Source organism: Bacillus sp. HMA207 (assembly GCF_003402455.1).
GTDB classification, from domain to species: domain Bacteria; phylum Bacillota; class Bacilli; order Bacillales; family Bacillaceae_G; genus Bacillus_A; species Bacillus_A cereus.
Window position 1 is genome coordinate 147,510 of record NZ_BEZT01000002.1, and the last position, 25,934, is coordinate 173,443.

Sequence of the window (25,934 nt, forward strand, 5' to 3'; positions counted from 1 at the left end):
AAATAAAGTAGAAGTGAATTATTTTTTGAAATGGAGTTTTCCTGATTTTTCAGCAGACAGACAGAGTCTTTTTTTGATATGATAGGAAAAGTGATTTATTATAAGTAGTATTTAATATCTATAACATTTGAAAGGTGTGCAAGACGTGGAGAAACAACTTGCAGGCTTGCCGGTACACGTTCATTTCGTAACAGAAATCCGTGAAGGGGCGAGGAAGGAAACCGTTGCTTTTGAAGCAAATGGTCAATACTATGTAAAAGGTCAAGGTACATATGTAACATTCCAGGAGCCGAACGAACAAGGCGAAGTGAAAACAATTATTAAAATTCAAGATGAACAAGTTCTCATTATGCGTTCAGGGGCTGTTTCTATGCGTCAGACGCATGCGAAAGGTGAATGGACAACTGGTACGTATACGAGTGAACTTGGTACGTTTGCATTGCAAACAAAGACTGATAACGTTCTTTTTAAATGGTCGGATGAAAAGAAAAAAGGACAACTCTTCTTAACGTACGCATTGCTTCTAAGTGAACAAGAAGCTGGCAGATATACTATTACAATTAATTTGAAGGAGGCAAAATAATGAATTCCTTAGAACAGGTAAAAGGATTGATTAAAGAAGAAATTCAGGCTGCTGTATTAAAGGCAGAATTAGCGACAGAAGAACAAATTCCAAACGTTGTATTAGAATCTCCAAAAGATAAAACAAATGGTGACTTCTCTACAAATATGGCAATGCAACTTGCACGCGTTGCGAAAAAAGCACCTCGTATGATTGCAGAAGAACTAGTTGCAAACTTCGATAAAGCAAAAGCTTCTATTGAAAAAATCGAAATCGCTGGTCCTGGTTTTATTAACTTCTATATGGATAATAGCTACTTAACAGATTTAATTCCAACAATCGTAAACGCTGGTGAAGCTTACGGTGAAACGAATACTGGTAAAGGTGAAAAAGTACAAGTTGAGTTCGTATCTGCGAATCCAACAGGTGACCTTCACTTAGGACATGCACGCGGTGCGGCAGTAGGTGACACTTTATGTAACCTATTAGCAAAAGCAGGATACGATGTATCTCGTGAGTACTACATTAATGACGCTGGTAACCAAATTCATAACTTAGCTCTTTCTGTTGAAGCTCGTTACATGCAAGCTTTAGGCTTAGAAAAAGAAATGCCAGAAGACGGATACCATGGTGCGGATATCATTGGAATTGGTAAACGTTTAGCAGAAGAATTCGGTGATCGTTATGCGAAAGCTGATGAAAAAGAAAGCTATGAATTCTACCGTGAGTACGGTTTAAAATATGAATTAGCAAAACTTCAAAAAGACTTAGAAAGCTTCCGTGTTAAATTTGATGTATGGTTCTCAGAAACATCATTATACAAAAACGGGAAAATTGATCAAGCACTTGCTGTATTAAAAGAGCGCGATGAGATCTTTGAAGAAGACGGTGCAACTTGGTTCCGTTCAATGACTTACGGTGACGATAAAAACCGTGTATTAATTAAAAATGATGGTTCTTACACATACTTAACGCCAGATATCGCGTATCATCGTGATAAATTAGAGCGTGGTTTCGATAAGTTAATTAACATTTGGGGTGCTGACCATCACGGTTATATTCCACGTATGAAAGCTGCTATTCAAGCACTTGGTTACGATAAAGACACGCTTGAAGTAGAAATCATCCAAATGGTACAACTATACCAAAATGGTGAAAAAATGAAGATGAGTAAGCGTACGGGTAAAGCAGTTACACTTCGTGAGCTTATGGAAGAAGTAGGCGTGGACGCAATGCGTTACTTCTTCGCAATGCGTAGCGGTGACTCTCATTTAGACTTCGATATGGACTTAGCTGTATCAAAATCTAATGAAAACCCAGTATACTATGCACAATACGCTCACGCTCGCGTATGCAGCATCCTTCGCCAAGGTGAAGAATTAGGATTAGCTACAGGCGGAGATGTGAACTACAAACTTGTTACTTCTGAAAAAGAAGTAGAGTTACTGAAAAAACTTGGTGAATTCCCAGCGGTAGTTGCGGATGCAGCACAAAAACGTCTACCACACCGTATTACAAACTATGCATTTGAATTAGCAGCAACATTACACAGCTTCTACAATGCAGAAAAAGTATTAAACCAAGATAATTTAGAATTAAGTAAAGCTCGTTACGAGTTAATGAAAGCAGTACGCACTACACTTCAAAATGCATTAGCAATCGTAGGAGTATCTGCACCAGAAAAAATGTAATTAAGAAAAGCGGAAGCGGCTCGTTTAGAATAGGAGGGGGATGGAGCTCCTGAGAGAGAGGCGTACTTTGCCTCGGAGGAAGGCGCGAAGCCACCGAGTATTCTAGCTGCTGGAGCTAGACAATAAAGAAAAGCGGAGCCGACTGTTTAGTCCCGAAGGCTAAGGTTCTTTCCCACAGAAGATGCATTTTATCTTCTAGTGGGGAAGGTTCTTAGACAGAAGGGGCTAGGAGGCAGAGCTGGACATAAAGAAAAGCGGAAGCGGACTTTCGTTTTTAAATAAAAGGCAATCACACGATGTTGTGATTGCCTTTTTATGTGGAGATAATAAAAAAATAAAATTTTATCAAACAAAAAGGGAATTTGCGTCGTCTTATATAAATGACAGGAGGCTTATGATGGAAGAAAAGGTAGAAGAATTAATTGATATATATATAAGAAGCAAATATATTCCTTATGCTATAAGTTAGCGAAAACGAAAGAAGATGCGGAAGATATTTTTCAAGAGACGTGGATAAAGGTTTTTTCATCAAGGCACCAACTTTCTTATGTGGATAAAGGAGTTAAAGGAAATCTGTGAATCGAAAAAAGGTAGTTTTACAGTTACTTTAAAAGCAAATGAAGAGTATGTATTGAATATAAGTGGATTAAAAGTGAAAGATGGATTCGTAAAAGTGAATTGGCAAGAGAAATAAAAGGGGCCCTATAAAGGACCTCTTTTTTATTGAATAGTATAAGTAACAGAAAAACTAACAGGACTATAGTAAACGTAAGGTGCATGAAATTGAACATACATATTTCCATCTGTTTTTGCAGTGAAAATTCGGCCGTAACCATCAGAATAACGTCCAATTAGGTTATGATTTGAGTCATAAACACTGTAACTAGGAGTTTTGCTGTTAGGATGAATTGTTAGTTCTTGTCCTTTTTGAAGGAAAATAGGTTCTTGTTCAGAACTACCTCCAGTTTGCAAGGAATAAAATTTTGTAAAGCTTTGTTCTTGAGCGGCAGCAGCGACTTTTGTTTCAGGAATAAACGCAGTAGCTCCAGTAATTCCTGCTAAAGTTAATGCACCTGCTAAAATCATTTTTTTCATAATAGAAAAAGCCTCCTTATTAGTTGTAATCGGTGTTGTTACAGTTAATATTGTATACGATAATGGGTAGGATAAAATATGCTTTTATGCATATATATTTTTTCTCAATAAAAGACCACTGATAAAATCAGTGGTCTTTTAAATGATTAAGCAGCTTTCTGTTCAGTTTGAGGAACAGGTTTTTGAAGCGAGTTATAAACTCCTGTTCCGATAACGTCTAATGCCATTCTCATTCGTTCAGGTGAAATGTTTTCTAATACGTTATCTTGAGGTGTATGGTATACCTTCTCAATATGATAGATTAATGGATTCCAACTATCCACACCCATCCAAATGAATAGAGCAGCAGGAATACCAGCTTCAGCAAATGGAACATGATCACTAGAACCGAATTTACCTTGTAGGACGAGGTCATTATTTAGTTGTTTACCTGCTTGCAAGGCAGCGTCTGTTACAAAGTTTGTAGAGCCATCAGGTGTCATAGCGTATAAATTCTTTGCTTTATCATAATTTGTTGCAACCATGTCGGCGTTAAAGACACCTAAAATACGGTCGCGTTCTTTTTGGGATAGACTATTCACGTAATAATCCGAACCAAGTAATCCAGTCTCTTCAGAACCAAAGGTAATAAAGCGAATTTCTTTATCAGTTTCTACATTTTGAAAAGCACGAGCTAGTTCTAATACTAATCCAGTTCCAGAAGCATTATCATTTGCGCCAGGTGCTCCGACAACACTATCATAGTGCGAGCTTACAACGACTGCTTTTTCATTACCTGTACTCTTTTTTGGTTTCTTTTTGGCGATAACATTTAGAGATGTTAATTTAGATTCATGTCTCGCTTTTAGGGAAAGAATTGTTGTCCCTTTTTTAGCGATTTCTTCTTTAAATGCATTTCCTTGCGCATAAGCAAGACCAAAGACAGGGATAGATTGCTTTTTCGTTAGGCGGGGATTGAAGGTTTGTCCATAATTTCCGCGTCCGCCAATTAAACTGTATAAAAGAACACCTTTTGCACCTTTGCTAACAGCATTTTCAACTTGTTTATTATAGTCTGTAACTGTCGTTCCTCTTTCAAATAAAACAATTTTACCGTTTACTTCATTTGGAATATCTTCTAATTTTGTCCCACCTTGAACAAAGATAAGGGGAGCTGTAACAGCTTCTGTAGAAATGAGTGAATTAGGAGCAGCACCAGCTTGCCAATTACGTTTTGTTGATAGTGGTGATTCAATGAATCCAACGTATTGATCGGGCACCTGAAATGGTTGATATTCTACGTCATAGCCCATTGATTTAAGCTGCATACCAATGTAACGAGAAGCCCATTCTTCGGATTTTGTTCCACCGGGGCGAGGACCAATTGTTTCAGATAAGAAACGAACATGTTCAATCGCGCGGTTTGGATCAATCTGTTTTGTAATAGATGGAGTTTGTGTAACCTCTGACGTGGAATCCGCTTTTGCTTGCCCAATTGGAGCTAAGCTAACAGCGAGTGATACAGCAAGCAAAGAGCTTACTATTTTTTGTTTCAATGATTTTCTCATTTTTTCCTCTCCTATTCTTCTATTCTCTCTGACTGACAAAAGAAGACGGATAATGACTTTATTTTACCTTTGCACCTTTTATTTTTCAATATTCAGACATTGAGAAATAAAAACGATATATGCATATTTGCATATTTTTGAGGGAGATATGTATGCTATCATTTTAAACGAAGGTTCGCTTTCTACTCTGAAAGCTCCTACATTGCATGAATCTAGTGTACCCAAACTTTAGATTATGTAGAGGAATGGAATCACTGTAGGGTTTCATTTCTCATGTTTGAATCAGTTGATGGTAATTATGTTTCCGCATTTCATAATTATTATCAGTGATATATGTAAGGCATCCATATGAAAATAAGAGGCTGTTCAAAGGTTTTCCGTACTTTTGGGCAGCCTCACCCCGTTAAAAGGACGATACTTTATGTATCGTCCTTTTTGTATAAAAAAAACATCCAATCAATTGGGAGATTGATTGGATGTGAAAAAATTATTAATAATTTTTTTTGCGTTTTGTAGCCAAAATACTTAATAATCCAGCTAGTAGAAGAAGGATACCTACTGTTTGTGTAGGGTCTTCTTTATGACCTGTATTTGGAAGGTGTTTATCCGTATTTCGATCATCTTGCTGTTTGTTATCTGTTTTATTCGATGTTTCTTCGGAAGTTCCGTTTTCGTGTTTCTCAGATATTTCATTGCCTTTGTTTTCTTCTTTATTTGGAGGAGTAACTGGCTTGTCATCTCCACCTGAAGAAGATTCAATTTTTTTATTTGAAACTGTAATTTGTAGTGGCGTAGCTTGGGCTTTATCAATTGTAAAGTTTATTGGTGATGCATCTAATTGATAGCCTTTAGGAGCCTTTGTTTCTACTAATTGATAAGTACCAGGTTTCAAATCATTTACGATTACTTTTCCGTGTTGATCTGTTTTTAAACCTTCTCGGATAACTTTTCCATCTTGGTCTAAAATATTGAAAATGGCACCTTCAAGTGTTCCATGGTGATCAATATCAACTTTAGTTAACTCAATTGAACCTGTTGTTAAACTATTTAAGGCTGTAACAGAGGTAACCTGAGATTGTCCTTTCGTAATTATGAAAGGAATTGGTTTAACGTTTAAATCATAGCCAGTTGGAGCTTTCGTTTCAATGAACTGATAGTCACCTGGACGTAAATTAGAAACAGAAATCTTACCATCTTTATCAGTAGTTAAGTCGGTGCGAACGTCTTTGCCGTTCATATCCAAAATTTTAAAGATAGCCCCTTTAAGAGTAGTGCCATCGATGTCATCAACTTTAATTAATTCAACTGCACCTTTCGTTAAGCTATTCGTAGCAGTAACAGAAGCTTTAGCAGTTTGACTCTTTTCAATAGTAAACTTGATAGGATTTTGATTTAAGTCATAATGCTTAGGAGCTTTCGTTTCAATGAACTGATAATCTCCCGGACGTAAATCAGAAACAGAAATCTTACCATCTTTATCAGTAGTTAGATCAGAACGAACATCCTTGCCGTCCATATCTACAATTTTAAAGATAGCCCCTTCAAGAGTAGTACCATCGATGTCATCAACTTTAGTTAATTCAACTGCGCCTTTAGTTAAGCTGTTAGTAGCAGTAACAGAGGCGATTTTTTCTTGGCCTTTTTTAACTGTGAACTTAATAGGTGTGTCGTTTAAGTCATAGTGTTCAGGAGCTTTTGTTTCAATAAACTCATACTCTCCTGGTGGTAATTCATCCACAACTAAACGGCCGTTTTTATCAGTAGTTAAATCGGTACGAACATCGTGTCCATCCTTATTAACAATTTTAAATACTGCACCTTCAAGTGTTGTGTTTTGCTTGGTATCATCAACTTTAATTAACTCCACACTACCTTTCGTTAAGCTATTAATAGCTGTAACGAAGACATGCTTTGTTTGACTTCTTTCGATTGTGAACTTAATTGGTTCTTCATTTAAGTCGTAATGTTTAGGAGCTTTCGTTTCAATAAATTGATAGTCTCCTGGTTGTAGGTCTTTCGCGATGATTTTACCATCTTTATTTGTAACTAAATTCGTACGAATGTCGTTACCATTCATATCAGTAATTTTAAATACCGCACCTTCTAGCATCTCTTTTTTATCTACAGAGTCAATTTTCGTTAATTCCACGCCACCTTTTGTTAGGCCGTTCTTAGCAGTAACAGAAACGTGAGTTAGTTGACTTCTCTCGATAGTGAAATCGATAGGTGTTTTATTTAAATCGTAATCTTTCGGAGCTTTCGTTTCAATGAACTGATAATCTCCCGGACGTAAATCAGAAACAGAAATCTTTCCATCTTTATCAGTAGTTAAATCAGAACGAACAATTTTACCCTTCGCATCGATGATGTTAAACACTGCATCAGAAAGTTTTGTATCTGGATTTATATCATCCACTTTTATTAATTCTACAGTACCCTCAGTTAAGCTATTTGTAGCAGTAACTTGGAGCTTTTCTTTTTGGCTTTTCTTAATTGTAAACTTAATAGGTGTACTATCTAATTTATAGTGTTCAGGAGCTTTCGTTTCAACAAACTGATAGTCCCCAGGACGTAAGTCAGAAACAGAAATTTTTCCATGTACATCTGTTGTAAGCTCAGTGCGAATGTCGTTACCATTCATATCAGTAATTTTAAATATCGCATCTTTAAGAGCAGTACCATCTACATCATCTACTTTAGAAAGTTCCACAGCGCTTTTCGTTAAGCTATTTGTAGCTGTAACGGAGATAGGATCAGCTTGGCTCTTTGTGATTGTGAATGGAATTGGCTCTTTGTTTAAATCATAGTGTTTCGGAGCCGTTGTCTCGATGAATTGATAATCACCAGGACGTAGGTCAGAAACGCTAATTTTACCTTGTTGATTCGTAACAAGATCTTTGCGAATTACAGTGCCATTCATATCCACAATTTTAAATACTGCGCCTTCAAGAGTAGTGCCATCGACTTCATCCACTTTAGAAAGTTCCACGCCGCCTTTTGTTAAACTATTTTCCATAGTAACGGTAGCAATATCTTTTTGGCTTTTTTCAATTGTAAATATAATTGGTTTTTTGTCTAAATCATAGTGTTCAGGAGCCGTTATTTCAACGAATTGATACGTACCAGGACGTAAGTTTTCGATAACGATTTTACCTTCACTGTTTGTTTTTAAATCTGTTTTAAGTACTTTGCCATCTTGATCTAGTAAATTAAATACCGCATCGGCAAGTTTTGTTTGAGTGTTTAAATCATCAACTTTAAGTAATTCGACACTACCTTGTTTTAAGCTATTTGTAGCAGTTAAAGAAATATCTTTCTTCTGTCCTTTTTCAATAGTGAATTTGATTGGTGTTTCATCTAAAACGTAATGCTTAGGAGCTTTCGTTTCGATGAATTGGTAATCACCAGGACGTAGGTCGTTAATTTCGATTATTCCTTGTTCATTTGTAACAAGGTTTTTATGAACTACATCACCGTTCATATTAACAATTTTAAATACTGCATCTTTAAGAACAGTGCCATCAACATCGTCTACTTTAGAAAGTTTAACTGCACCCTTTGTTAAAGCATTTGTAGCAGTGACATGAAGGGTTTCAGTTTGGCTCTTTTTAATTGTAAATACGATAGGTTTTTTATCTAAATCGTAATGTTCAGGAGCAATTGTTTCAACGAATTGATACGTACCAGGACGTAGATTTTCAACAACAATTTTACCTTCATCATTTGTTTTTAAGCCTTCTTCAACTAGCTCCCCGTCTGCATCTAATAAATTAAATACGGCGTTAGCAAGTTTTGTATTCATATCAATATCGTCAATCTTTGTTAGTTCAACGCTACCGTTTTTCAAAGCATTTTTGCTTGTAACATTGATCTCTTTCGTTTGACTTCTTTCAATTGTAAATGGAATCGTTGTTTCATCTAATACATAGTGCTCAGGAGCTTTTGTTTCAATGAACTGATAGTCTCCAGGGCGTAAATCAGAAACAGAAATTTTACCGTTTTTATCTGTAACGAGATTCGTATGAAATTCCTTACCATTCATATCAACAATCTTAAAAATTGCACCTTCGAGCATCGTACGATCGATGTCATCAATTTTTGTTAATGTTACTGCACCTTTCTTTAAACTGTTAGTAGCAGTAACAGTAATATTCTCTTTTTGACTTTTTTCGATAGTGAACGGAATAGGGTCTTTGCTTAAGGTATAGTCTTTTGGAGCTTTTACTTCAATAAATTGATAGTCTCCAGGACGTAAATCAGAAGCAGAAATTTTACCGTTTTTATCAGTCGTTAAACCTTTTCGAATTACCTTTTTAGTATCATGAGCGTCAACGATTATAAATTCTGCACCTTCAAGAGTAGTGCTATCAATATCATCAACTTTTGTTAAAGTGACGCCACCTGTAAGTAAACTATTTTTTACAGTAACAGGGATAGGAAGATCTTCCTTACTACCTTTTTTAATTGTGAACTTAATAGGTGTTTTGTCTAATTTATAATGTTCAGGGGCTTTTGTTTCGATAAATTGATAATCCCCTGGTGCTAAATCAGGAATAACTAATACTCCGTGATCATCTGTTGTTAAATCTTTCATAATTTCTTTGCCAGTTGCGTCTTGCAATGTGAATACAGCGCCGGCAAGAGCTTTACTACTTTCCACATCATCTTCTTTAATCAGTTTAACTTTTCCTTTCGTTAAACTATTTTTAAATGTAAGTGGAAGAAGTTTTTGTTGTCCTTTTTCGATTGTAAATTCAATTGGTTCTACATTTACATCGTAATAAGTTGGAGCCTTTGTTTCGATAAGTTTATAGTTACCAGGACGTAAGTCATCTACAACTAGCATTCCTTTACTATTCGTAACAAGGTCCGTACGAACATCTTCATTAGTATCTCTATTAACGATTTTAAATACTGCACCTTCAAGTGTTTCCTTTTCATCTGCAGCATTCACTTTTGTTAACTCAATACCGCCTTTTGTTAAGCTGTTTTTAGCGGTAACAGTAGCCTGAGTTGTTTGACTTTCTGTAATCGTAAATTTAATTGGTTTTGTATTTTTGTCGTAATACTTCGGTGCTGTTACTTCGATAAATTTATAATCGCCAGGGCGTAAGCCAGTAGCGATAGCTTTACCATCCGCACCAGTTTTTACATTTTCGCGAATAACTTTCTTTTCATCATTTGCATCAACAATTTTAAATACAGCACCTTCAAGAGCTGTACCATCGATATCATCAACTTTTGTTAATTCAACATCTCCTGGTTTTAAAGCATTTTCAGCTTTCACAAGTAGAGTTTCTTTCTGACTTCTATCGATTGTAAATTCAATAGGTTCTGCTCGTAAAACGTAATGTTCAGGAGCAGCTATTTCAATAAATTTATACGTACCAGGACGTAGGTTACTAACTTTAACTTTACCGTGTTTATCAGTAGTTAAGTTAGTGTGAGGGGAAACGTCATTATTATTTGTATCGACAAGTTTGAATACAGCACCTTCTAGTGGTTTTTTCTCACCAAACTCATCAACTTTTAATAATTCAACCTCGCCCGTTTTTAAGCTGTTATTTGCCGTAACAGTAGCAAGAGCTTGTTGGCTTTTATCAATTGTAAACTCGATAGGGTTTGTACTTAACGTATAATCCTTAGGAGCTTCTGTTTCGATAAATTTATAAACACCAGGCTCTAGATCTTTAACGGTAACTTTTCCATCTGAACCTGTTTTTATATTTTCACGAATTACTTGTTTCTCGTCATTCGCATCGACAATTTTAAATACAGCACCTTCAAGGGCAGTGCCATCGACATCATCGACTTTTGTTAAAGTGACACCACCTTTAATGAGGTGATTCGTCGCAGTAACAGTAACTGCTTTCTTTTGACTTTTTATAATTGTAAACTCAATTGGTTTTTTATCTATGTCGTAATCTTTAGGTGCTTTTTCTTCGACAAATTGATAGTCTCCAGGGCGTAAATCTTTTGCTTCGATTTGTCCTTGATCATTTGTCGTTAATTTTTCATATCCACGAATTACTTTGTTATATCGATCGCGTACACTGAACTCCGCACCTGCTAAAGTTTTTCCATCTTTATCGAATTTTGTTAAAATGGCCGATCCTGGAATCAAACTGTTTATTGCAGTTCGGTTTATTACTGTTGTTTGATCTTCTTTGATTGTGAATTGAATAGGTGTACTGTCTAATTTATAATGCTCAGGAGCAGTTGTTTCTTGTAAGTAGTAAGTTCCTGGTTTTAAATTATCTACAGTAATTTGTCCTTGATCATTTGTTGTTAATTTTTCGTGTTCTGAAATTATTTTTTTGTCTTTATCAAGTAGTGTGAAAACGGCACCTTGCAGTGTGACGTTTTTATTCAGGTCATCAGACTTTGTTAAAATTACTTTACCGACAAACTTCTTATTTGCAAGTTTATATGTTGTAGTCTCTTGTGTACCAAGTTCAACAATTTTCCCTTGTTTTAAATCCCAGCTAATTACATAGCCTTCAGGAGCCTTTGTTTCTTTTAATAAATATTTATCGCGTTTTAAATTATTAAATTTAGCGATACCGTCTTTGTCTGTTGTAATTTTACGGATAACAGTTTTACCTGTACGATCGTATAAAGTAAATTCTGCCCCAGCTAATAGTGCGTTCTTATTGTCGTTATCTACCTTTATAATTTCAAGGTTTCCACGGCCTTTAGTAGCAGATCCTCCGCCTGAACCAGAAGACATTCTCACTTCAATCGTTTCAGTAGTTTCTGTGTTTTTAACTGTCAACTTATTGCCTGTGATTTTCGCTTTATTACTTACTTTTTCTTTATCGTCTGCATTAATAAGTGAGCGATATTCTAAAATATAAGCTCGATCAATTTTTTTCAAGAAGGCAATTTCGAAATGTTGCTTTCCGGTATTATTGTCTGTTGTTATTTTGAGTTTATAGTCTGTTCCTTCTTTTAATTCGTTTACTGTATCTTTTGTTAAATTTCCATATGGATCAACAGTTGTAGGATATAAGTGGAATGAATCTTCCACAATTACCTGATTTTCGGTTGGGTCATCTGTTACAACGGCATCTGCAATGGTTGATTGGCTTTCGTTAATTGCGATACTCCAATTAATATAGTTGTCGTCTTGCACAGCTTTTTTAGTAACGAAGCTACCACCTTTATTTACTTGAGTGTCACCTGTAAGGGTGTTTACGATTTTAGAGCCATCTTTTAAATCTGCCTCGTTTTTGTAGGTGCCTTGGATAAGTTCACCATCAAGGCTTGTTTTAAAGATAATATAGTAAGGTGAATTAATTGATTGTTTGAAATGAACCTTTAGGGTGTTTTTATTTTTCTCTGTAGGTTCTTCAAGTTCATATTTCTCAGTTGGTACAGCATTACCAGGTTGTGCATTATCAGGATTTCCATTTAGAATCATATCGCGCACTTCAATGGATCCAGGCACTAATTTTTGTTTATCTTGTATTACGTCTATAACATAAGGATCTTTAATCTCAACATTATTATAGTTAAAGCCTATTATCCAAGTAATTTCCTTCGTTTGGGCGTTATAAGAACCGTATTTATAACCATTTGCCTTTGTGAAAGTATCAGGATCGAAATTAGCTTCAACTTTATTTGATTGTGGATTAGAATCCGTATCTATCCAAGAAAGGTTACCTGTATTTTTAAATGAAGTTTTACCACTTTCTAGCTTTGTATAATCAAAGTCTGTCGTATATTTTACGACTAATGTCTTTGTCATATTAGACTGATACGTACCTATAAGAGTAATTTTGAAGCCTTTATCTGTTACATCTAAAACATAGTCAGTCCCAGCTTGAAGGGTATAATTTCCGTCTTTAATTTCTAGTTTCTTATCTTTTAATTGTAATCCACCATGATCAAAGGTGTCCGTAATAATCGCGTTGCTTAATGGATAGTTGTTATTATTTACTATAATTGTCCAAGTTGTTGTTTTGTCTTTATAATTTGTTTCAGCTTTATTATTAGATTTAATAATATTTTGCTGCTTGAAGCTAGCTTCATTTTCTTTACTTGAATCATTATCAGCTGTAACTTTATTTTTTACTTTTCCATCTTCTATAACTTTATTAGTTGGCTTGGTTTTATAGGTAATCACATAAGCACTATTAATATCATCATTAAACTGTAAATCGAATCCATTCTTCTTGTTACTTACAGTGTAATTATTAACAGCGTCTCCTGTTACAAGCGTTCCTTTTTCATTATATGAAGCGTTTTTTACAACAATAGAATTTGCATCTAGTTCGTGTGTATCGTCAAAAATATCTTTTAAAATCGCATCTGCTTTTTTGATCTCTCTTTGATCACCATTGTAAGTAATTGTCCACTCAATTGTTTGCGTCTTTGGATCATATTTACTTGTTTTATTTAAGTGTGTACCACGAGAAACCGTTACAGTAGAACTTGCGTTTTGTTGCTTTTGATTATCACTCGTTATCGTAACGTTATTTCGGAAACTTTTAATATTTTCATCAGTAATTTTTGTGGCATATTCGATTTGATATGCTTTATTGATAGAATCTTTGAAAGCAATCTCCAATTTTGAGCCATCTGATGAAATAATATTGTAATCTGTTGGCTCAGCTTCTGCACCACGCGTTACATTCCCATTAACATCAACTTCTAAATAATAAACTTTAATAGAATCTTTATTTAAGCTTGTACCCTGTGGAATGTTATCTTTAAAAACAGCGTTTTTAAGGGTGTCTTTCGTTTTGTTCATCTCTACTTTCCAATTAATTTCATTTGTATTAATTGGTCTATCAGGTAAACCCTTTTTATTCGTAGCTGTTTGTACATTAGGCTTAAAGTCAACTGTAATAGAAACATCCTTATCTTTAATCGGGAAAGGAATTTCTTGTGTTGTTGTACCTTTAATTTCAGCTTTATTAAATTCTGTCTTTAATTGTAGGTTACCAGCAACATCTGGATGCTCTTCAACATAATCGTTGAATGTCATCGTGACTTTTCTATCTTTTGTAACAGTAAAATTACCAATTTGATGGTTTTCACTATCATATAAAGGACTGTTAATTGTATTGTAAATCTTAAAATGTTTAGGAAGATCAAAAATATAGTAATCTCCATTTTTCACATTCATTGATTTTAAAAGTTCCCATGTAAACTCAATATTGGCAGGGGAATCTGTACTTGGACGGTTATCCTCTGTAAATGGTTTTCCGTCTTTATCCGTCAATTTTACACTGGTTAAAATGTTTGTTGTTATTTGCTTTGGACCTGAATTTGTATTCTCAGCAGGGTCTCTTGATAGCTTTTGTTCTGGATTGTCAGTAGCAATTTTAGCTGCTGGGTTTTGTTCCGGATTATCAGTGGCAGTTTTAGCTGCTGGGTTTTGTTCCGGATTATCGGTAACAGTTTTAGTTGCTGGGTTTTGTTCCGGATTATCAGTGGCAGTTTTAGCTGCTGGGTTTTGTTCCGGATTATCAGTAACAGTTTTAGTTGCTGGATCTTGCTCCGGATTGTCAGTAACAGGTTTAGTTACTGGATCTTGCGCTTGTTTATTAGTATCCTGTTTGGTGCCATCTTCTTTAGAGTTTTCTACTTGAACAGGAACTGATATAGGCTGAACCATTGTTCCTAAAGGAAAAGCGATTTGAACTGATTTTTCCCCAGGTTTTAAAGTTGAGTTAAACACGGTATCAACTTTAATTTTTCCTTTAGCGTCTTTCAAATTTTCTACTTGATCATTAAATATTAATTTTAATTTATTATCTTTAGCTGTTATAAAATATTGACCAATATTTTTTTGATCTGTTACTAAATCCCCTTGCAAATCTTTAGATACTTTTAATGCAAGTGGTATTTGAACTACTGCTGTATCATTTGCGTGTGCAACTTGTTGATCTTTTATTGACCAAGCGTATTCTACTTGAATGGTTGATCCTATCTTTATTAAATTGTTAGGATTTTTTGATTCGTCAATAATATGATTCGTTGCATCTTTCATTTCAACAGTGTCAAATAAGGAATCTCCTGTTAAGGTTTCCGCTCTTACTTGATTGTATGGAAAACTAGCAAGTTGCGAAAATAGTACGAATACAATTAAACATACATTAAAAAGTTTTTTCATTTTTCCTCCTCTGAACATTCATTTGTCCATTGGGGACTTATTCCACATGAACAAATGGAATATTAAAAGTATTTGTTATAAGCTATTTATTTTTGTTATCCCTCCGTTTCTATACGCGTTCTCAGACAAACAGAATTATGTTCAAAGCAATATTATTTAACGTAAAACAAAATGTATATTTACACAGTTCTATGGAAATATACACAATTCGACAAAAAATGTCGAAAAAAATACTGATATAAATAATGATATCAGACCTTTATATGTGAGATAGTTTTCATGTATATCTAGTAAAAAAGAATGGTTATAAAGGTAAGTTTTACGATACATACTAACCAAGGTAGTGTATCCCTTTGTGAAGGCTTATTTTTGCCTTAAAGTTATGTGGAAATAAAAATCTAGATAGGGTTGGTTTTGGTCAGAATGAAGACAATATGTACTTTGAAAATAGTCATTTATTTTGTCTAAAGAGAGTTGTGCGACTAGTGGACCGAAGTTGAAAGGTGATAGTTTCTTACATTGTTAGAGAAATATAAGGATTACAGAATATTCGACTAACACGTTACTACGGTCATTTTTGAGCCTGTTTAAACAATAAGAAAGAAGGTGTTTTACTCCTTAGTTACAATATCTTTTTAGTAAAGATAAGCTTAAGTAACCTCCGCTAAAGATTATATACTTAAATGATAAAGAGTTCAACAATGGTTCACATATTTTCCCAAAAATAAAAACGGCTGTTTTATGTGGAATAAATCTACAAAACAGCCGTTTTTGGTATTAGATTTCTGTTAAGATTATTGGCTCGCCGCGTGTTACGACAACAGTATGTTCACATTGTGCAACAAGACTTTTATCAGGTGTAACGAATGTCCAACCGTCGTCACCACGTTCAATAATATGATCAGCTTTCATAGAGATGAACGGTTCTACAGCGATAACAAGACCGTCTTTTAGAAGCGCATTATCCATTGGATCATAGTAACTTAAAATGTGATTTGGTGCTTCATGTAAGCTAAGACCAATGCCGTGACCAGTTAAGTTTTGAATAACATTGTATCCACTTTTATGTGCGAAGTTTGAAACAGCACGACCAATTTGATTTTGTTTTGAGCCAGCTCTAACCTTTTTCATTGCTGCCCAAAATGCATCAACTGCTGCTTGGCAAAGTTTTTCTTTTGCCTCGTCTTCTCCAAGAACAAATGAAATGCCTGTATCTGCATAATAGCCATCAAGTGCAGCAGATACATCGACGTTTACTAAGTCGCCTTCTTTTAATACACGATCTCCTGGAATACCATGAGCAACTTCCTCATTTACACTAATGCAAGTTACACCTGGGAAATCATATTCTTTTTCAGGTGCAGAAATAGCACCATGCTCATCTAATATTTTTTTACCGATCAAATCAAGCTCTTTCGTTGTCATACCTGGCTTCGCTTGTTTTTTCATTTCTTCACGTGCAAGCGCAACGATGCGGCCGATTTTTCGTAAGCCTTCTAAATCTTGTTCATTACGAATAATCATGAAAACCACTGTCCTTCCTCGAATATATATCTTATCCGATTGTATCATGTTTATTTTCGTCCTGCTACTCGCTTGCGGTATGGGGGTTGATTCCTCTCATAAAGAATACATGACAATTGTCATATCGATGTCATGACGCATCATACTGTTTCCTAAGTTTTCCAAGTAATACAATGTAAATATAAGAAACAGCGGGGGTGGAGAGATGGAAAAGATTATTGAAGTAAATGGTGTTTCTAAAACATTTAAACATAAAAACGCAGTAAATAATGTTTCATTTCATGTAAATAAAGGGGAAATAGTAGCGTTACTTGGTCCGAATGGTGCGGGGAAAACAACGACGATGTCGATGATGCTTGGATTAAAGGACCCAACAGAAGGTAAGGTCTTTATATTTGGAAAGAGTCCAAAGCATAGAGATGTTCGTAATAGCCTCGGTGCGATGCTGCAAGAAGTAAGTGTCATTGATAGTATTACGGTGGAAGAGGCAATTGAGTTATTCCGTAGTTATTATACGAATCCTATAGCGAAAGAAACGTTACTGCAGTTATCAAATTTAGAATCAGAGCGAAAGCAAAGATGTGAGAAGTTATCAGGTGGGCAAAAAAGAAGGTTAAACTTTGCGCTTGCACTTGCGGGAAATCCAGATTTGTTATTTTTAGATGAGCCGACAGTCGGAATGGATATTACGTCTCGAAGAACGTTTTGGGAAACGATTCGAAAGTTAGCAAGTGAAGGGAAAACGATTATTTTAACGACGCATTATTTAGAAGAAGCAGATGCTTTAGCAAATCGTATCTTATTATTTGCGAACGGAAAGATTATCGCAGATGGTACACCAGACGAAATGAAAGCAACAATTTCGAGAAAAACAATCACATTTTACTCAAAGGAAAGCATTCCTACAAAATTACTAAAGGAATTACCAAATGTAACAGAAGTAAAGTCAAACGAAGGACGCTTCATTTTAACAACGGAGGATACGGATGCAACTTTAAAAGCCATTTATCAAAGGAGTTTACCTGTAACAGATGTTTCAGTTGAACGTGGAAGTCTTGATGAGGCATTTGAACAATTCGTTGCAAATCAGAAGGAGGAAATCGCATGAGAGCGTTATGGATGCAGTGCAAAATAGAAATTTTACGTACATTCCGCAATAAATTATTTATCTTTTTCTCATTATTAATGCCTGTTATGTTTTACTACATTTTCACAAATGTTGTTCAAGTACCACAAAACGGAGATGCGTGGAAAGCACACTATTTAATTTCGATGGCAACTTTCAGTATTGTAGGGACTGCACTCTTTAGTTTCGGTGTGAGACTTTCTCAGGAAAGAGGGCAAGGATGGACACATCTTCTAAAAATTACACCGCTTCCAGAGGGAGCATATTTAACAGCAAAAATTATCGCTCAAACAGTAGTAAATGCTTTTTCAATATTAGTTATCTTTATTGCAGGGATACTAATTAATCATGTTGAGTTAACGGTAGGGCAATGGATAGGTGCGGGGTTATGGTTATTGTTAGGGGTAACACCATTTTTAGCGTTAGGAACAGTAATAGGTTCCATTAAGAAGGCGGACGCAGCTGCTGGCTTAGCAAATATTTTAAATATGAGTTTAGCTATAGTTGGCGGGTTGTGGATGCCGATTGAAGTATTCCCAAAAATATTAAGAACGATTGGTGAATGGACACCGACATACCATTTCGGAAGTGGTGCGTGGGATATTGTAGCTGGAAAATCAATTGGATGGGAAAATATCGCGGTATTAGGAGGTTATTTCCTTATATTTGTTGTAGTATCAATATATATAAGAAAAAGACAGGAAGCGGTATAAATGATAGAGAAGAAGAGGATTGAGATTTTTCCGAAACATATGGGATTTTTTCCGTACATGTGGTTTGTTTATCTATTATTTCCAATTTATCACTTAGCACAAGCATCAGGATGGAAGCTTGTGCTAGGAAGCAGTATGTTGATACTTTTTATTATCACATACCGTCAGCTATATTTTGTTCAGAAGACGTTTATTTTATGGGCATGCATTCAAATGATAATCATCTTTTTATTTGCTTTATTTTATAATCCTTTTATGATATTTTTTGGCTTTTTCACAGCAAGTGCGATGGGATTTGCGCCAAATAAGAAAGTATTTCGAGTGCTGTTATGCTCGTTAGTTATAATGCTTGGAGCATTTTTATTTGTAAATATGAATCAACTAACAACTACAAGTTTAGTAAATATCGTTCCGATGTTTATCTTAATGCTTCTTACGCCATTTGGTATGCGTAATTTTAATCAGAAAAAGATGTTAAGAAATCAATTAGATGAGGCGAACGAGCAAATTAAAGATTTAGTAAAACGTGAAGAACGGCAGCGAATTGCAAGAGATCTTCATGACACATTAGGGCATACCTTATCTCTTATTACTTTAAAAAGCCAGCTCGTTGAGAAGTTAATTGTGAAAAATCCAGAGCGTGCAAGTGCGGAAGCGAAGGAAATTACACAAACTTCTCGTACCGCCTTAAAACAGCTTAGAGAATTAATTTCTGATATGCGTATGATTACGGTAGAAGAAGAGCTAGAGCAAATAAAAGCGATCTTACAAGCAGCTAATATTGAATTAGAAGTGAGGCAAGAAGCAAGATCGAGCTCGTTATCACCAATTGAACAAAATATTGTCGGGATGTGTTTACGTGAGGCCGTTACAAATGTTGTAAAACATAGTAAGGCAACGCGGTGCGCAGTTTCTGTATTAGAATCACAAGGTGAACTGATTTTGAAAGTAGAAGATAACGGAATCGGTTTAACAGATCAAAATCATGATGGAAATGGTATTCGCGGTATGAAAGAACGAATTGCTCTTATTGATGGATTTGTTGAACTAGGTACAATCAATCCAGGGACGTTATTAACGGTAAAAGTTCCAGTTGTTATTAGAACAGGAAAAGATGAGGTGAGGGCATGATTCGAATTATTATTGCAGAAGACCAGCGGATGCTTCGTGGTGCATTAGGGGCCCTGCTTGATCTAGAAGATGATATCGAAGTAATTGGGCAAGCTGCGAACGGGGAAGAGGCGTTAAAATTAATTGAATCGTTAAAGCCAGATGTAAGTATTATGGATATTGAAATGCCGATTCAAAGTGGATTGGATGTCGCTGAGACTTTAAAGAAAGAAAAATCATCATGCAAAGTAATGATTTTAACAACATTTGCACGGCCGGGATATTTTGAAAGAGCAATGAAAGCTGGTGTGCACGGCTATTTATTAAAGGATAGCCCAAGTGAAGATTTAGCGGCAGCAATTCGTAATGTAATGAAGGGGAAACGAGAGGTCTCCCAAGATTTAATGTTTGGCTTATGGCAGGAGCAAAATCCGTTGTCAGATCGCGAAAAGGAAGTACTGTTGCTTGCGAAAGAAGGAAAGACGGCAAACGAAATTGCGAAGGCACTTTATCTTTCGCCGGGTACAGTACGTAATTATATTTCTGAAGTATTAGCGAAGCTTGATGCGAAAAATAGAATTGAGGCAATTACAATTGCGGAAGAAAAGGGTTGGATATAAAAAGAAGGTTATCTATGAGAGGTAACCTTCTTTTTATAATTATTGTACTTCTATTACTTGATTTACTTTTTGTAACGGTTTGTAACCGTGTGCTTCAAATGCCTTTGCAAATTCATTTGATACGGCAGTGCCATATAAATCTTTTGAAGCTTGTACGATATGAGATTGAAGTGATTCAAAGTCTTCAGCGGAAGTTGCATAATTTTGCAATGCACGCATAACAACTTTACTTACTTTTTCATTTCCTTGTTTTTGAACAGCAATACCGTTATATGTTTTACCTTCAGCTAATTGATATAATACGTGACTGATAATACCAGAATTCACGTGTGATTCTTGATTATTACCATCGTTATAGAAATCTTGTAAATTTGTATATAGTTTATGACCGCCGTCACCAATTTCCCTTGGGATATCACGAATTGTTAGGCCACCTAATGTATCGCCCATAATCCAGTTTCCTTTATCTTTCTTTACGTAATATTCGATTTGTGTACCCCAGAAATCCGCTAATCCCTCGTTTAGTGCAGATGTTTCAGCGCTTGGATATCTCACAACTTTATTTTTCGTCGTGCCACTGAATACAGCATGTCCAAATTCATGAGCTGTTACATCAAGAGCGGATGTTAGTTTTCCGTCTAAACCATCACCAAATACCATTTGGTTCCAAGCGGGATGCCAAAATGCATTTACATAGTCTTCTTTTACACCATCACTAACTTCAGTAGAATCAAAACCGTGTACACTAGCAACAACTTTTGAATCTTTATTGTCGTAACTTTTTAGATTATGTTCTTTCTTAAAGTAATCGTAAATATCACTCATGTTCTTCATAGCGCCCGCGGCTTCTTTATCTGCAAAATTAGGAGTACTACTTGAAATTAGTGTCCCTGGATAACCAGCTTGACTATATCCTCCAAGGGAATCGGCGTAGTTTGCATTATAAATATAAATACCATTTCCGCGTGATAAATCCGCTAAATAAAATTTTCCATCAGTTCCTTTGGCAATATTGAAAGAGATGTTTTCTTGAAGTGCATTTTTCCCAGTTCCTTGCTCACTTGCAGGGGATAATCTAGGTGATGTTACTTGATTTATAGTCTTATTCTCTTTGTTTTTAATGAATTTTTCTTGAAAAAGTACTTCGCCAGTTTTTAAATCAACGATAGCATTGCCGTTTATAATTTGTTCATTGTTTTCATAAGTAAATGTAATAACAGTTGCGAATGTATAATAGCCATCTTTTTTCTTATAAACAACGGTTTCGCTAGAGAATTCAGTCTCAACTGCATCGCTTGGAATTTGAACTATATCGCGTAATTTAGATTTTACTTCATTTTTCGACAAAAAATTTGTTATAGTAAGATTAGGTTGTTGATTTAAATTTTGAATAACTTTACCACTAACAGTTGTGATCACTCCATTTTTATCTACTTTTACAATGAGATCTTGGCCATATACTTTATAGTTTTTATATGTTTGTGCAAGGCGAACTTCGGTTTGATTTTCTTTGGTTTCTTTATTGGTAGGTTGGAAATCTACATTTTTTTCAGTAGTGACTTGTTCTTGTTGAGCTTTCGCCCCATTTACCTCACCTTTTAAATACTTTTTAGCAATATTTTCTTTCGTATCATTTTGAGGTTGTGTTAATTTCCCGATTGTTAAACCAGGCTGAGCAATTTCAACTTTGACTGCACTTTTGTCTAATTCTTGAGCATGAATAGCTTCTGTTGATAAAGGGCAAAGAAGACCGAATGTAACGAAAGCACTAGCAAGTTTTCTATAATTCATCTATAACACTCCTAATCTATTATTGTATGTGAGATGAATTGTATGAAAAATTTGCCGAATTTTATATATATTATGCATTATTTCATATCAAAAATTGTCGAATTCACATTATTGTAGTGGTATGACAACTTAACAAATTAGATTGTTATAATGGGATGGTGAGTAAGTATGCACGCAGAGAAATTAGGAAGTGAAATTAAGAAAATTAGAGTGTTGAGAGGATTAACACAAAAACAGTTATCCGAGAACATATGTCATCAATCGGAAGTGAGCAGAATTGAATCGGGTGCGGTATACCCAAGTATGGATATATTGCAAGGTATTGCAGCAAAGTTACAAGTTCCCATTATTCATTTTTATGAGGTACTCATTTATTCCGATATTGAGAGGAAAAAGCAGTTAAAAGATCAAATCATTATGCTTTGTAAGCAAAAGAAATATAAAGAAATTTATAATAAAGTATGGAATGAGTTGAAAAAGGAAGAATATCATCCTGAGTTTCAGCAATTTCTTCAATGGCAATATCATGTAGCAGCGTATGTATTGAAGAAAAGTGATTATGAATATTGCATTTTAGAATTGAAAAAATTATTAAATCAACAATTAACTGGGATTGATGTGTACCAAAATCTTTATATAGAGAATGCAATTGCAAATATTTATGCTGAAAATGGTTACTTTAAGAAGGGCATGGAGTTATTTGAAGGTATATTAAAGCAATTAGAGGCATTACCTGAAAATAAAGAGTTTGATGTGAAGGTAAGACATAATTATGCGAAAACATTATACTTAGATAATCAATATGAAGAGGCTCTTTATCAAATAAATAAAGCTATTGAAATATCGTGTCGAATTAATAGTATGGCATTGATTGGGCAGCTATACTATCAAAAAGGTGAATGTTTAGAAAAGCTAGGCTACGATGAGGTAGAGAGTGAAGAAGCTTATGAAAAAGCTTATTTCTTTTTTGATATACTAGAAATGCATACGTATAAAGAAAAGTTTATGAAAAAAATGACGAAATAAAATAACGCAAAAACTAAATATGCATAATTGCATAATGTATGGATAAATTTTCATGATATATTAAAAGAAAAAATGTGGGTGATGGAATATGAAGAAACTACTTATCGGTAGTCTATTAACGTTAGCAATGACATGGGGTATTTCATTAGCGGATACAGCTTTAGAGAAAAGCCAAGTAATTTCTCATGATGATCAAGAGGTACAATTAGCTTCAGATATGCCTTTTGAGTTTTAAAAAAAAACAACCGTCTTACTTAGACGGTTGTTTTTTTATGTAGTAACATCCAAACGTCTTTACTAGAAACAGGTTTGCTAATAAAGAATCCTTGAATGTGATCACAATTTTGTTTATGTAAAAATTCCCATTCTTCTTCCGTTTCTACACCTTCTGCAATCACTTTTAAATTTAGTTGCTTTGATAGTGTAATAATGGAAGAGACAATTGCTTCTTCTAAAGGACTAGTTGTAATTCCACAAATAAACTCTCGAGCGATTTTTAATGTGTTGATTGGATATTTTGTTAAATAAGCTAAAGAACTATAACCAGTTCCAAAGTCGTCGATTGAAATTTGAATACCGAGATTTTGAAGTTGTTCGAGTTTTGCAACTACAGATTGATTTTGATTAATTGCGATGCTTTCCGTAATTTCAATATCTAGTGCTTCTGGTTTCAGTTCTGTTTCTTCCAATACCTTTGAAATAGTTGGGATTAAATCTGCATGGTTAAATTGAACAACAGATAGATTTACACCAACTTTTAAGTGAGAGAAACCTTGATTATGCCATCTTTTTGCCTCTAAACAAGCAGTACGTAAAATCCAATTGCCAAGTTCAATAATAAAACCAGTTTCCTCTGCTAGAGGGATAAATTGGGCAGGAGATACGATACCGAGTTTTGGATGCTTCCAACGTATTAATGCTTCAAAACCGATAATTTGTTTTGTTTTTGTGCTTACTTGTGGCTGGTATTCAAGGAAAAATTCATTTTGTTGTAATGCTTTTGAAAGTTCACCTTCTAAGAATTGAATTTCATTTTGAGCGATACTCATTTCTTTTGAGAAGAAAACAAATCTGTTTTTTCCATTTGCTTTCGCACGATACATAGCCATATCAGCATTTTTCATTAACTCATTTACATCAGTTCCATAATCAGGGTACATCGCAATTCCGATACTTGGTGTAATAGAGAGTTCTTCGCCTTGAATGAAGAATGGTTTGTTTAAAATAGTTAAAATCTGTTCAGCTATAAAAATTGCACTTTTTTCTGAGTACATTTCTGGCAATAGAATTGTAAACTCATCTCCACCTTGGCGAGCGACGATATCTTTTGAACGCAAGCAACCGCGTAATCTTTTTGCTACTTCAATTAATAATAAATCTCCAACGTCATGGCCAAGTCTATCGTTAATTTTTTTAAATCGATCTAAATCAAGGAATATGACGGCGACATCATTTGCGTTAGTTTGGGCTGTATTTAAAATGGCTTTTAAATCTTTTTCGAACTTTCGACGATTTGGTAATCCAGTAAGTGCATCGTGAAAGGCTAAATGTTCTACTTGTTTTTGTTTTTCATATAAGGTGGTAATATCACGTGCTATCCCAAACATTCCGACCACTTCTTTGTTTATAAAAGTAGGGATAAGTGTAATATGGAGATAATAATAATAGCCTTCTTGTTCTTTTGTACGAACTTCTAACGTTTGTGGCCTACCTTCCTTTGTAATTTGTAAAGCCTTCTTTAGTAGTTCGTGGTCTTTTGAATCAATGAAGTGTACCAGAGAATAGCTTGCCACTTCGCAATAATAGGCAGTAAATAAGCTTTCGCACGCCTTATTAGATTGTTGAAAAATGCCATTCATATTTAAAGAGAAAACGGCATCGGGATGGTCCTCGAATAAAGATTTATAACGTTGTTCACTTTTTGATAATGCAAATGCACCTTCTTCAACTTCGTCCTCTAGTTGTGTAGTCAACTGTTCATATGTATGAATTAGTGCTTGATTATCTTTCCACATGTAAAGTTGCCGCAAGAATAACAAAATAAGTGATAATACGAGACCGATTAACATGAATTTATCATCCCAAGGTTGAATGATAATAAAAGAAAAAGTAATAATTATACTAAAATAAGGTAGTATAAAACGTACATAATCGAATCGATAATATTTTGTTTTCGTTTCATGCTGCATTGGTTTATCTAAAATATATAGTATGGAAGAAAGTCCAATTAATAAAATAGAAGCAGTGTGTATTAAATAATTAATTTCAGCAGAAGTTTTCATCCCAAAATTCAATTGAAACAGATGAATATAACCGTATACGAGTATAATAGTGAAACCGATAATTAATGCAATTCTACTAGAAGAATATTGTTCTCTTCTATATAGGCTAATAACGGCGTAAATTACTAATGATTGTGCAATGAAATACCCAATTAAAATCCAAGTATCCTTTGTTAACATGCGGAAGCTTGAAAGGTCTAAGATAAAAGTTAAGGTGAAATAAATGTTCATAATAATAATAAAGATGCTATCGAATGAAAATTGAGAAAGCCCCTTAATAGAATAATTTTTTATAAACTTTATAGCAAATCCAACAAAGAGCAAAATATATTGTATGATAAAAAAAGGTAATGCTTTATATGAAAATATAGATTGATCATGTATAGAAAGTGAACTAAGAAATAGGGTTATCTCCATAACTAATCCACATAGGCAAGTGCATAGTAATAAAATCCAAAATAGTTTATCACTGCGTTTCATTCTCTTAATAGCTTTATATAAACAGTGACAAGAAAAAAGTGCAGCGAAACAGAATAAGAAAAGAATTCCAATCTCCTTTATATGCGACTCATTTGGAATAAAGAGTATCCAAAGAGCAAATATAGATATGTATATTATGACAAATTGTACATATTTTTTTTGATTAATCATATTATGACTCCGTTTCAATAAAGTTGAATCTCGAGGGAATGCTAATTTAAATAATAGCATATAAAATAGGATG

At 34.7% G+C, this 25,934-nt stretch carries 14 protein-coding genes and 2 pseudogenes; 10 read left to right on the forward strand and 6 right to left on the reverse strand.

The features are described from left to right. Positions 1-145: 145 nt before the first annotated feature. The 4 genes and pseudogenes from HMAS_RS21285 to HMAS_RS21300 form a co-directional block, all read left to right on the forward strand. Positions 146-583 (forward strand): DUF1934 domain-containing protein, encoded by a 438-nt coding sequence (locus tag HMAS_RS21285; protein WP_000414865.1) that lies wholly within the window; start codon positions 146-148, stop codon positions 581-583. Beyond that, entirely contained in the window at positions 583-2,253 is a 1,671-nt protein-coding gene (gene argS / locus HMAS_RS21290; protein WP_001086454.1) for an arginine--tRNA ligase, read from the forward strand. Before HMAS_RS21285 ends, argS begins: the two co-directional genes overlap by 1 nt. 334 nt (positions 2,254-2,587) lie before the next feature. Next, positions 2,588-2,808, forward strand: a pseudogene (locus HMAS_RS21295) (sigma factor); the annotation flags it as partial. Next, a pseudogene (locus HMAS_RS21300) lies at positions 2,807-2,947 on the forward strand (anti-sigma factor); the annotation flags it as partial. The pseudogenes HMAS_RS21295 and HMAS_RS21300, both read left to right, overlap by 2 nt. A 26-nt stretch (positions 2,948-2,973) precedes the next feature. On the opposite strand, the gene HMAS_RS21305 reads toward HMAS_RS21300, so the two are convergent. The 4 genes from HMAS_RS21305 to map form a co-directional block, all read right to left on the reverse strand. After that, the gene (locus tag HMAS_RS21305; protein ID WP_000738221.1) at positions 2,974-3,348 is read right to left on the reverse strand and encodes a hypothetical protein; all 375 of its coding nucleotides are present in this window, start codon (positions 3,346-3,348) and stop codon (positions 2,974-2,976) included. 146 nt (positions 3,349-3,494) lie between these two features. Then, positions 3,495-4,895: a M28 family metallopeptidase gene (locus HMAS_RS21310; RefSeq protein ID WP_116345011.1), complete on the reverse strand. Its 1,401-nt coding sequence runs from the start codon at positions 4,893-4,895 to the stop codon at positions 3,495-3,497. Between the two features lie 490 nt (positions 4,896-5,385). Next, complete coding sequence (locus tag HMAS_RS21315; RefSeq protein ID WP_116345012.1) at positions 5,386-15,018, reverse strand: SpaA isopeptide-forming pilin-related protein; 9,633 nt, start codon at positions 15,016-15,018, stop codon at positions 5,386-5,388. A 777-nt stretch (positions 15,019-15,795) separates the two neighbouring features. Then, positions 15,796-16,590, reverse strand: coding sequence for a type I methionyl aminopeptidase (gene map / locus HMAS_RS21320; RefSeq protein ID WP_100617878.1), 795 nt, complete (start codon positions 16,588-16,590; stop codon positions 15,796-15,798). Positions 16,591-16,747: 157 nt separating this feature from the next. Here map and HMAS_RS21325 point away from each other — a divergent pair, with 157 nt between their 5' ends. Genes HMAS_RS21325 through HMAS_RS21340 form a run of 4 tightly spaced genes read left to right on the forward strand, consistent with a single transcriptional unit; the run spans position 16,748 to position 20,111 of the window. After that, positions 16,748-17,650: an ABC transporter ATP-binding protein gene (locus HMAS_RS21325; RefSeq protein WP_000411129.1), complete on the forward strand. Its 903-nt coding sequence runs from the start codon at positions 16,748-16,750 to the stop codon at positions 17,648-17,650. Next, positions 17,647-18,381, forward strand: coding sequence for an ABC transporter permease (locus tag HMAS_RS21330; protein ID WP_001202431.1), 735 nt, complete (start codon positions 17,647-17,649; stop codon positions 18,379-18,381). Before HMAS_RS21325 ends, HMAS_RS21330 begins: the two co-directional genes overlap by 4 nt. Next, positions 18,382-19,512, forward strand: a complete 1,131-nt coding sequence (locus HMAS_RS21335) for a sensor histidine kinase (RefSeq protein WP_061113769.1) — start codon at positions 18,382-18,384, stop codon at positions 19,510-19,512. Continuing rightward, a complete protein-coding gene (locus tag HMAS_RS21340; RefSeq protein WP_000619259.1) occupies positions 19,509-20,111 on the forward strand; it encodes a response regulator transcription factor in 603 nt (200 codons plus the stop codon). The genes HMAS_RS21335 and HMAS_RS21340 overlap by 4 nt, the downstream gene beginning before the upstream one ends. A 39-nt stretch (positions 20,112-20,150) precedes the next feature. Here HMAS_RS21340 and HMAS_RS21345 read toward each other — a convergent pair whose 3' ends face one another. Continuing rightward, the gene (locus HMAS_RS21345) at positions 20,151-21,902 is read right to left on the reverse strand and encodes a M4 family metallopeptidase (RefSeq protein ID WP_016123892.1); all 1,752 of its coding nucleotides are present in this window, start codon (positions 21,900-21,902) and stop codon (positions 20,151-20,153) included. 168 nt (positions 21,903-22,070) lie between these two features. Between HMAS_RS21345 and HMAS_RS21350 the strand changes: the two genes are divergently transcribed. Beyond that, complete coding sequence (locus tag HMAS_RS21350) at positions 22,071-22,928, forward strand: helix-turn-helix domain-containing protein (protein WP_000542908.1); 858 nt, start codon at positions 22,071-22,073, stop codon at positions 22,926-22,928. Between the two features lie 88 nt (positions 22,929-23,016). Further along, positions 23,017-23,163, forward strand: coding sequence for a quorum-sensing peptide PapR (locus tag HMAS_RS21355; protein WP_000734744.1), 147 nt, complete (start codon positions 23,017-23,019; stop codon positions 23,161-23,163). A gap of 19 nt (positions 23,164-23,182) precedes the next feature. Here the strand turns inward: HMAS_RS21355 and HMAS_RS21360 are convergent, their stop codons facing one another. Continuing rightward, the gene (locus HMAS_RS21360; protein WP_016123891.1) at positions 23,183-25,861 is read right to left on the reverse strand and encodes a DUF4084 domain-containing protein; all 2,679 of its coding nucleotides are present in this window, start codon (positions 25,859-25,861) and stop codon (positions 23,183-23,185) included. Positions 25,862-25,934: the final 73 nt, after the last annotated feature.

Bases quoted from the DNA above. Each gene is read 5' to 3' on its own strand.
- argS (WP_001086454.1), top strand. From the start codon at position 583: ATGAATTCCTTAGAACAGGTAAAAGGATTGATTAAAGAAGAAATTCAG.
- HMAS_RS21350 (WP_000542908.1), top strand. From the start codon at position 22,071: ATGCACGCAGAGAAATTAGGAAGTGAAATTAAGAAAATTAGAGTGTTG.
- HMAS_RS21355 (WP_000734744.1), top strand. From the start codon at position 23,017: ATGAAGAAACTACTTATCGGTAGTCTATTAACGTTAGCAATGACATGG.
- HMAS_RS21335 (WP_061113769.1), top strand. From the start codon at position 18,382: ATGATAGAGAAGAAGAGGATTGAGATTTTTCCGAAACATATGGGATTT.
- HMAS_RS21325 (WP_000411129.1), top strand. From the start codon at position 16,748: ATGGAAAAGATTATTGAAGTAAATGGTGTTTCTAAAACATTTAAACAT.
- map (WP_100617878.1), bottom strand. From the start codon at position 16,590: ATGATACAATCGGATAAGATATATATTCGAGGAAGGACAGTGGTTTTC.
- HMAS_RS21345 (WP_016123892.1), bottom strand. From the start codon at position 21,902: ATGAATTATAGAAAACTTGCTAGTGCTTTCGTTACATTCGGTCTTCTT.
- HMAS_RS21315 (WP_116345012.1), bottom strand. From the start codon at position 15,018: ATGAAAAAACTTTTTAATGTATGTTTAATTGTATTCGTACTATTTTCG.
- HMAS_RS21305 (WP_000738221.1), bottom strand. From the start codon at position 3,348: ATGAAAAAAATGATTTTAGCAGGTGCATTAACTTTAGCAGGAATTACT.
- HMAS_RS21340 (WP_000619259.1), top strand. From the start codon at position 19,509: ATGATTCGAATTATTATTGCAGAAGACCAGCGGATGCTTCGTGGTGCA.
- HMAS_RS21310 (WP_116345011.1), bottom strand. From the start codon at position 4,895: ATGAGAAAATCATTGAAACAAAAAATAGTAAGCTCTTTGCTTGCTGTA.
- HMAS_RS21330 (WP_001202431.1), top strand. From the start codon at position 17,647: ATGAGAGCGTTATGGATGCAGTGCAAAATAGAAATTTTACGTACATTC.
- HMAS_RS21360 (WP_016123891.1), bottom strand. From the start codon at position 25,861: ATGATTAATCAAAAAAAATATGTACAATTTGTCATAATATACATATCT.